Source organism: Caldalkalibacillus mannanilyticus JCM 10596, from assembly GCF_000615945.1.
GTDB classification, from domain to species: domain Bacteria; phylum Bacillota; class Bacilli; order Caldalkalibacillales; family JCM-10596; genus Bacillus_AT; species Bacillus_AT mannanilyticus.
Genome location: NZ_BAMO01000043.1, coordinates 30,861 through 40,000, shown reverse-complemented (window position 1 = coordinate 40,000; position 9,140 = coordinate 30,861). Strand labels below are relative to the sequence as shown.

Sequence of the window (9,140 nt, the reverse complement as noted above, 5' to 3'; positions counted from 1 at the left end):
GTATTTCTCCAATCAACTTGGCTCCACAGGTAGGACTCGAACCTACGACCGATCGGTTAACAGCCGATTGCTCTACCACTGAGCTACTGTGGAATGTTTTTTGCTTCAAATCGAAGCGACAGGTATAAATATAACATGTATTTTTCGAAGTTTCAATAGGAAATTGTATCCTTTATCTATTTTTTTTGTACAATATTTTTTACTAAAGAAAAAAAGCTGTGACCTTGGGAGGTCCAGCTTCTAGAAATATAAGCTTTTGAGCTCTTGTGGCTTACATTATCTAGTTCTGTCTAAAGGGTGCAAAATTTCAGGACGCTTATCCTTCAATGGAATCGGAGAACGAACCAACACATCCCACATGGCTTTCGGATGAAAAGGAATTAAGGGCCACAAATAAGGAGTATTTAATGACTTAGTCGAAGCTAAGAGAATAAACCAGAATAAAACGGTAAGAACCAGTCCCCAGGTTCCTAAAGCAGCTGCTCCAAGTAAAAACAGGATCCTAAATAATCGATTCGCTAAGCTTAATTCATAGCTTGGAGTAGCAAATGTGCCTATAGCTGCCACAGCTAAATAAAGAATAACTTCAGGACTGAATATACCTACATCTATTGCAACTTGTCCAACAAGAATAGCTGCCACTAAGCCTAGAGCTGTGGCTAGGGCATTAGGTGTATGAATCGCTGCCATTCGCAATATCTCGATCCCTACTTCTGCTATAAGAAATTGCCATATAAGAGAGAGATGTCCGATCTCTTCTGGACCGATAAACTTCCATCTATCCGCTAGCAAATAGGTATTTGTTGAAACTAAATACCAGAAGGGTAACAAAAACAAGGAGGCTGCAATTGCAATAAACCTAACCCAACGTAAAAAGGCACCGATTAATGGCTTTTGACGATATTCTTCTGCATGCTGCAGATGATGCCAGAATGTTGTGGGGCAAATCATCACACTTGGAGAACCATCTACAATTACCAGAATATGCCCCTCTAATAAATGAACAGCTGCTGTATCGGGTCTTTCCGTATATCTCACCATAGGATAGGGATTAATATGTCTGCCGAACATAAATTCTTCAAGTGTTTTCTCAGCCATTGGTAGACCATCCACAGTAATACCTTCGATTTTTTTTCGTATACGCTCAACAAGTTCTGGGTCAGCAATACTATCTATAAAGGCAAGAACAATATCTGTTTTCGACCTACGCCCTACTTGCAAATATTCCATTCGCAAAGAACGATCACGAACTCTTCTTCTAATAAGTGCGGTATTAAAAATGATGGTTTCTACAAACCCATCCCGTGGACCCCGAACTACTCTTTCCATATCAGGTTCCTCAGGTGATCTAGCTGGATATGAACGAACATCTAAAAGGATTGCTGACGTACAGCCTTCAATAATAAAAGCAGCTTGACCAGCCAACACCTGACTTATAATTTCCTCTAAATCTTCGCTTGTTTCCACTTCTATATATGGAATCACGGTTCTAACAAGCTTTTCAATTGGATTTTTATCCAAGTCCTGCTTCTTCATTAACCCTAGATCCCTCATAATTTGAAGAAGCATATCGTCTTTGGCAAAACCATCTATAAAAAATAAACCGAACTTTCTCTCAGCATACTCTAACTTATGGTGAATAACATCAAAGCTTTCCTCGACCCTTAATTGCTTCTGCAAATAATCAATATTTTCTCCAAAGTCTTCGGTAAGCTGAACTTTTTTTTCTTCTTCCATACCTACCCCCCTTTTCCAATCCCTTTTTTACATAGTATGCTGATGAAGCATTGTTTTCATTCTACAAAAAAAATCCCTCTTCATAATTTGAGGGATTTGTAGATTATGATTAACTCAATACTTTTTCAGCATCCATTTCAAAGGAAAAATAGAAACCAAGATAATTAATAAGGCAGGAGGAGCAGCTAAGTAATAAATCGATTCACTTGCTTCAACCCAAATTCTAACTGCCAGTGTATCAAAGCCTGGATATCTCAATAATAAAGTAGCAGGCAATTCTTTTATAGAACTTACAAAGACGAGAGCTCCACCAGCTAATATACCAGGTAATACTAAAGGTAAGGTAACGGTAAAAAGGACCTTCCATGGAGGATACCCTAAGCTTCTAGCCGCTTCATCAACGCGAGGAGAAATAAGACTTAATGAAGCTTCTCCAGACTGCATTGCTTGTGGTAAAAAACGTATCACATAAGCGATCGTGATTAAGAAAAATGTGTTATATAACCACGGGATATACTGATTGAAAACAAAAATGATCCCTAATGCAACGATCACACCAGGAAGAGCATACCCGGAGTAAGTCAGTTTATCTATTGACCTAGTAATCACTGACGGATACCTTGATTTCAAGTAAATAATAGGTAACGCCAAAAGCATGCATAATAATGAAGCCAGACCTGAAACCTTAATACTATTCCACGTATATTTCCAAAACCTCTGATTCAGTGCTCCTTCAGCCAAACCAATACTAGACCAATACAACAGTACAACAATAGGTAATAATATAGAAAGAACAAAAACCGCTCCGACAAACAAAACAGCCGCTGCTTTCCATCGACCTAAAGGAAGCAGATCAGGTTGCTTATAGGTGTTTGTATTCTGATAAAACTTCTGTTTCTTTCTCGTTCTGGCTTCAATCCACAAAATAATCAGAGTCAACACGATTAGGACGAGACTTAACACAGCTGCTGAAATATTATCATAGCTTCCCATTTGATAATAAATGGCTGCTGTAAATGTCGTGTAACGTAGCATCGCTATTGCACCAAAATCAGATAGTACATATAAAGAAATGAGTATTGCACCTGCTCCAATTGCGGGTCTTAAAAAAGGAATATTCACCTTCCAAAAAATTTCAGAGGTTGTTAACCCCTGAGAACGGGCGACATCCTCAAAGTTTCGATTCATTTTCTTTAATGCAGCACTTGCAATAAGAAATGCATAAGGGTAGGTAAACATGGTGAGAACAAATAATACTCCCCAAAAGGAATAAATATTGAAAGAATACAGACCAAAATGATCAACTAGCCAATCAACTTGATTCCACTCCGTGCGAACCCAGCCTCGTGGTCCAAAAATAATAATATAGGTCATCGCTCCAACATACGGCGGGATAACTAAAGGTAACGCAAGAAGCCATTGCCAAGTACTTCTTCCTGGTAAATCTGTTCGGCTGACAATCCATGCTAAAGAAACTCCAATGAATACAGCTAAGAAGGTTACTCCTAGCGTTAAGCTTAATGTATTCCACAATAACATGGGAACTCTGTTGTCCAAAACGGTCATCCAACGGTCTACACCAGCAAATAACGATCTCCATACCACATACAAAATAGGAATGGCTAAGATAAAAGCTGTTAAAATTCCTAGTCCTAAAAGGATTGATCCAGGAGGGTTTCCATTCCAATGTGCTAGCCACTTTTTTCGTACAACATGGAAGAAGGTTCGAAATTTTCCATTTCGAACCTTTTCTTGACTTTGATTTAATTGTGTTGGTTGATGATTGCTTTGATTCATTTTGCTTCTCCTGTTAGCTGTTTCAAGAATTGATTGATCATCTTCCATTTTAGCTGACATTTAAAAAACAGTCCATGATTTATTGTTATTTCACTTCTAAATCAAATCCAGATCTCTCAATAATTGCTTTCGTATCAGCCCAAACCTCACCAAGATCTCTTAAAGGCATACTCATAACCTTATAGTCAGAAATTCTAGCTGCTTCTTCTGTTGTCTGAACATCTGGATTTAGAGGAACTTCTTTAGATTCAAAAGAAAATTCTTTCTGATTTTCAGATTTTAGTAACCATTCGATAAAGTATTTTGCATTTCCTTCGTTTGGAGCACCCTTAATTAATGCAACTCCTGCTGCGTTAACGAATACGCCCATTTGACCTTCTTCTTGATCTGGATAGATAAATCCAACATTGTTGTCACTTGGTTCATTTAATTGTTGATGATAGTAATAATTATTTACTACACCAAACTTAAATTCGCCAGCACCTACTGCTTTGCGGATATCTCCATGTCCACTTGTAATCGCACCCGTATTTTCTTTTACCTTACTTAACCATTCAACTGTTTTGTCATCGCCCCACTCATTTCTTAATGCAGATACATGAGCAACGACTGAGCCATTCCCACCACGTGCAATCATGAATTGACCTTTCCATTTTGAGTCAGCCAATTCTTCCATCGTTTTTGGCATTTCTTCCTCAGAGATTAAATCTTTGTTGTAGATAAATCCACGAGAGCGAGCTGATAAGCCGATCCAAGAGTTGTCTTCAGCACGGTAGTTCGCATCAATCGTATCAATACCTTGCGCATCAAATCCTTGTAGGAATCCTTCTAATCTTAAATGCTCCATTGCGCCGATATCATTAGAAATAAATACGTCTGCTTGAACATTATTTCCCTCTTCTTTAATTCTATTTACAGATACATCATCACCGTGTAATGCTTTCACAGTAATCCCTGTTTCTTCTTGAAATTTATCTAGTAGAGGTTGAACAAATTTCTCATTTCTTGCAGAGTAAACAACTAGTTCTCCACTTAATTGTTCAGTTTCTCCTACATTAGCTTCTTGATTTTCTTCTGGTTTTTCTGGTTGTTCTTCTGTGTTAGTATTACCTTGTCCACATCCTACTGCCGCAATCGCAAGGCAAAGAATGACTAACATAAGAAGTAATGATTTGAACGTTTTTTTCATTTTTTGTTTCTCCCCTTTTTAAAATTACATTAGCGATAGTGAAATTCATTCTCACTGTTGTATATTATATTGCAACTGAGAATCAGTGTCAATTATTTTTTGAAACTCAGTTTTCATTTTTATAATCTTTACAATTTTTACATGGTATTTAAACTGACTTAATACTTGCAATGTAGAATAGAAAGTGAACGTGGACATGCCATAAACGTGAAATCATGAGAATAGGAGTGTTTGAAATGGAGAAACTGAATCGCCGAAAGTTTATCACCTATTTGGGAACAGGGGCTACTGCTTTAGCCGCTGCTTCAGCAGGATTAGGAGCATTTGCACCACCAGTTGAAGCCAGAACAGCTGATCACTTATTTGGCTTTAAAACCAATAAGGTTGCAGGATACTTTGATCCTATACAACCTACAAAAAAAGATGATTTAATACTACCTAAAGGATATAAGTACGATGTAGTTGCGGCTTTCGGTGATGTTATTAATCCACAAGGAGACACATTTGGATTCAATGCTGACTTCACATTATACTTCCCTTTAAATGGATCAAATGAACGTGGATTACTTTGGGTGAATCATGAATACTCTAGTGACCTATTTGTTACAGGTAGCCCGATTAACGGAAAATATTCTGCTGAACAGATTAAGAAGATGTTATATGTTCAAGGTGGATCGATTATTGAGGTTTATCGTGATAAAGATGGAATATGGAAAATGGACACAAAATCAAAATACAATCGACGTCATACTGGTTTAACTGATTTTGAAATCGTAGGACCTGCTAGAGGAACTAAATCTGTCAATAATGCAACAAAAGCTCAGGGGACATTTGCGAACTGTTCTGGTGGAATGACGCTGTGGAATACCGTTCTCTCCTGTGAAGAAAATTTTGAGAATACAGCCAAAATCGCTGGACTAGACACGACTCATTATGGCTGGGTAATTGAAGTAGACCCCTTTGATCATACAGACAAAAAATTTGTTCCACGCAAACATACAGCTCTAGGTAGGTTTAACCATGAAAACACGGCAATGGGTCTTTCTGATGACGGTCGAGTGGTCGTTTATATGGGAGATGATAAGCGAGATGCTGGTGTATACAAATACATATCTAAAGGAAAATATGATGCTGCCAAAGGCATTGGTAATTCAAAGCTTCTTGAAGAAGGAACTCTTTATGTAGCCAATATGAAAAAAGGAGAATGGGTTGCTTTAACGATTGAAGCTGTTCAAAAGGCTCTCAAGAATGAGTCCTTTAGAGTTCCGCTTAATGTAAGGTATACGAAAGAACAACTTTTAGCTATGTACCAAACTCAAGCTGATGTACTTGTCAATGTGCATGAAGCAGCGATGATCTTGGGAGGAACCCCTACTGATCGGCCAGAGGACATCGAAATCAGTCCTTTTGATAAAACATTTTTTGTCGCCCATACAAACAATGACGTACATGGAAACATTCATGGGCATATTACCCGCTACTTCGAAAAAAATAGCGACTTAGGAGCAATGGAGTTTGATTTTGAGATATTCGTTGCAGGCGGTCGTAATAATGGCTTCAGCGCTCCTGACAACCTTTCTTTTGATAGTCAGGGAAATCTGTGGACTGTAACTGACATGTCTACTGGAAGGAATCTTGAAAAAGGACCTTTTGTCCCCTTTGGGAATAATGGATTGTTCGTCATCCCTACTATAGGAGCAAATGCGGGTGAAGCTCTACAATTTGCTTCAGGTCCCGTTGATTCTGAGCTAACAGGCCCATGGTTTACTCCAGACGAAAGAACCCTCTTCTTAGCAGTGCAACATCCAGGAGAAGGTTCAAAGGATTTAAAAAGTCTTACGAGCACTTGGCCACATCGTAAAGGTGATTCCATCCCACGTCCAGCCGTCGTTGCTATTACAGGATTTACATTTTAGGAGGAAAAGAATATGCCATTTTCTAATATCGGAATCCCCGGATTAATTTTAATTCTTGTTATTGCCCTTATTATTTTTGGACCTTCCAAATTACCTGAGATTGGTCGAGCGTTTGGTCATACGCTAAAAGAATTCAAACAAGCAACCAAAGATCTTGTTTCGAATGAGAATTCTTCTGAAGAGAAAAAGTAAGGCGCGTATTGAAATCAAAGGAGATCGAGCAATATGGTGGACCAAGAGGTTGAATTAATCGAACACCTATCAGAATTAAGAAAAAGAATCATTACTACCCTGTGTGCTTTTCTTTTTATTTTGATTTTTTCATTTGTTTTTGTTCAGGACATATATCAATGGTTATCTAGAGAATGGGAAGGGAAGTTGACGATTTTAGGTCCCAGCGATATATTGTGGATTTATTTTATGATCGCAGGTGTCATTGCTCTCACTTTTACCATTCCCATCTCGGCTTATCAAATCTGGAAGTTTGTACAGCCAGCTCTGACTGTTCAGGAAAGAAAAGTCACACTTGCGTACATTCCCGCGCTATTTATTTTATTCTTGCTTGGAATCTCATTTGGTTATTTTCTTGTTTTTCCTGTCGTTTTAACTTTTTTGACAGCTCTTTCTGCTGAACATTTTGAAACGATGTTCACAGCTGAAAAGTATTTTAGTTTTATGTTTAACTTGACTGTACCATTTGGTTTATTATTTGAAATCCCGCTTATCACGATGTTTCTAACCACTCTGGGAGTTATTGATCCATATAAGCTCGTAAAGTATAGAAAAATAGCTTATTTCTTGCTCATTGTGCTTTCTGTACTGATCACTCCACCTGATTTTATTTCAGATATTCTTGTGATCATTCCATTGTTACTATTATTCGAGTTAAGTGTTACATTATCTCGAATCGTATACAAAAGAAAAAGCAAATCAACGTAGATTCGTTGATTTGCTTTTTTCTTTTGTACAACCAAAACGTGTTTATTGATTTAAGTCCACTCTTTTTCCTTTTACACTATAAAGAATCGCTTCGGCAATATTAGTGGTGTGATCAGCGATACGCTCAATATATCGAGCAACAAACGATAATAACATAACCTGCTCTAGTTTCCCCGGATGATCAATCATCTTTTGTAATAATTCTTTGACAATACTTGCGTACATATAATCAACGTCATCATCCATGGCTGCAACTTCTTGTGCTAATTCAGCATCCTCTTCAATGTATGCCTTAAGTCCTTCATGAATCATATGTTGAGTCAATTCAGCCATTCTGGGAATATCCTGTAATGGCTTGATCAATTCTTCTCGACCAATTCGTTTTGTTGCCTTCGCTATATCAACAGCAAAATCTCCAATACGTTCTACACTAGTTGTAATCTTTAGAGCCGACATTACTTTTCGAAGATCACTAGCGACAGGCTGCTGTGAAGCAATGATTTTAACGACAAGTTCTTCAATCTCCGTTTCCTTTTGATTGATCCATCTATCCCCTTCGATCACCTTCTCTGCCAAGGAAATATCTTGGGTTTTTAAAGCAACCACAGCATCCTTCAATGCTGATTCTGTTAATGCTCCCATTTCTAACAGCTTTTCTTTTAATACGTTTAATTCGTTATCAAAATTTTTACGAATTCCCATCACTTATCCACTCCCCAAGCCATATAGATTGATTTACCCGAATCTTCCTGTAATATAATCTTCTGTTTTTTGATCTCTAGGATTTGAAAAAATGACATCCGTATCATCATATTCAATGACTTCCCCATTTAAGAAAAAAGCCGTTTTATCTGATATGCGTGCTGCTTGTTGCATGTTATGTGTAACGATGACAATACTGTAATGCTCTTTTAATTCTTGAACAAGCTCCTCCACCTTCAATGTAGAGATGGGATCAAGTGCAGAAGTAGGCTCATCCATCAAAATAACGTCAGGCTCAATAGCTAAACAACGGGCAATACATAGACGTTGTTGTTGACCTCCAGATAAACCATAGGCGTTTTCATCTAAACGATCCTTAACTTCATCCCACAACGCTGCTCCACGTAAGCTTTTTTCCACAATATCATTTAGATGTCCCTTATTGTTGATTCCATGAATTCTGGGACCATAGGCGACATTTTCAAAAATCGTTTTAGGAAAAGGATTCGGTTTTTGAAAAACCATTCCTACATCTGTACGTAGCTCAACAACATTATACGAAGGATCAATAATATTTTTCCCTCTGTAGAGCAATTCTCCTTCAACTCGAACACTTGGAACCATTTCAACCATTCGATTTAGTGTTTTGATAAAAGTAGATTTTCCACATCCTGATGGGCCAATAATCGCCGTTACTTGATTTTCACCAATAGTTAAATTAATGTCTTTTAAAGCCAAATCCTGCCCGTACCATAGCTTTAAACGATTGACTTCAAATACATTTTGAATCTGCGCTGCCACATTTGAAAGCTTTTTGCTTTGTTTTTGTAACTCATTTATCATCGTTGCCATCGCTTTTT

At 37.8% G+C, this 9,140-nt stretch carries 8 protein-coding genes and 2 tRNA genes (1 of these 10 only partly in view); 3 read left to right on the top strand and 7 right to left on the bottom strand.

From position 1 onward, the window contains the following. The 5 genes from JCM10596_RS19710 to JCM10596_RS19690 all read right to left on the bottom strand — a co-directional run. Positions 1–10 (bottom strand) — tRNA-Ser (locus tag JCM10596_RS19710) (it extends 82 nt beyond the left edge of the window). An 8-nt stretch (positions 11–18) separates the two neighbouring features. Further along, positions 19–93: transfer RNA gene (locus JCM10596_RS19705), tRNA-Asn, on the bottom strand. Positions 94–276: 183 nt separating this feature from the next. Continuing rightward, entirely contained in the window at positions 277–1,737 is a 1,461-nt protein-coding gene (locus tag JCM10596_RS19700; protein ID WP_025028593.1) for a spore germination protein, read from the bottom strand. A gap of 114 nt (positions 1,738–1,851) precedes the next feature. Further along, positions 1,852–3,534 (bottom strand): ABC transporter permease, encoded by a 1,683-nt coding sequence (locus JCM10596_RS19695; RefSeq protein ID WP_025028592.1) that lies wholly within the window; start codon positions 3,532–3,534, stop codon positions 1,852–1,854. An 85-nt stretch (positions 3,535–3,619) separates the two neighbouring features. After that, positions 3,620–4,723 carry an extracellular solute-binding protein gene (locus tag JCM10596_RS19690; protein ID WP_025028591.1) on the bottom strand — a complete coding sequence of 368 codons (1,104 nt, stop codon included), beginning with the start codon at positions 4,721–4,723 and terminating at the stop codon, positions 3,620–3,622. Positions 4,724–4,959: 236 nt separating this feature from the next. On the opposite strand from JCM10596_RS19690, the gene JCM10596_RS19685 reads away from it, so the two are divergent. Genes JCM10596_RS19685 through tatC form a run of 3 tightly spaced genes read left to right on the top strand, consistent with a single transcriptional unit; the run spans position 4,960 to position 7,578 of the window. Further along, positions 4,960–6,639, top strand: coding sequence for a PhoX family protein (locus JCM10596_RS19685; RefSeq protein ID WP_034681816.1), 1,680 nt, complete (start codon positions 4,960–4,962; stop codon positions 6,637–6,639). Positions 6,640–6,651: 12 nt separating this feature from the next. After that, positions 6,652–6,831, top strand: a complete 180-nt coding sequence (gene tatA / locus JCM10596_RS19680) for a twin-arginine translocase TatA/TatE family subunit (RefSeq protein WP_025028589.1) — start codon at positions 6,652–6,654, stop codon at positions 6,829–6,831. Positions 6,832–6,864: 33 nt separating this feature from the next. Next, positions 6,865–7,578, top strand: a complete 714-nt coding sequence (gene tatC, locus JCM10596_RS19675) for a twin-arginine translocase subunit TatC (RefSeq protein WP_025028588.1) — start codon at positions 6,865–6,867, stop codon at positions 7,576–7,578. A 42-nt stretch (positions 7,579–7,620) separates the two neighbouring features. On the opposite strand, the gene phoU is transcribed toward tatC, so the two are convergent. Next, on the bottom strand, positions 7,621–8,280 hold the full coding sequence (phoU, locus tag JCM10596_RS19670) for a phosphate signaling complex protein PhoU (RefSeq protein WP_025028587.1): 660 nt from the start codon (positions 8,278–8,280) through the stop codon (positions 7,621–7,623). A gap of 33 nt (positions 8,281–8,313) precedes the next feature. Continuing rightward, on the bottom strand, positions 8,314–9,132 hold the full coding sequence (gene pstB / locus JCM10596_RS19665) for a phosphate ABC transporter ATP-binding protein PstB (protein WP_199900162.1): 819 nt from the start codon (positions 9,130–9,132) through the stop codon (positions 8,314–8,316). Positions 9,133–9,140: the final 8 nt, after the last annotated feature.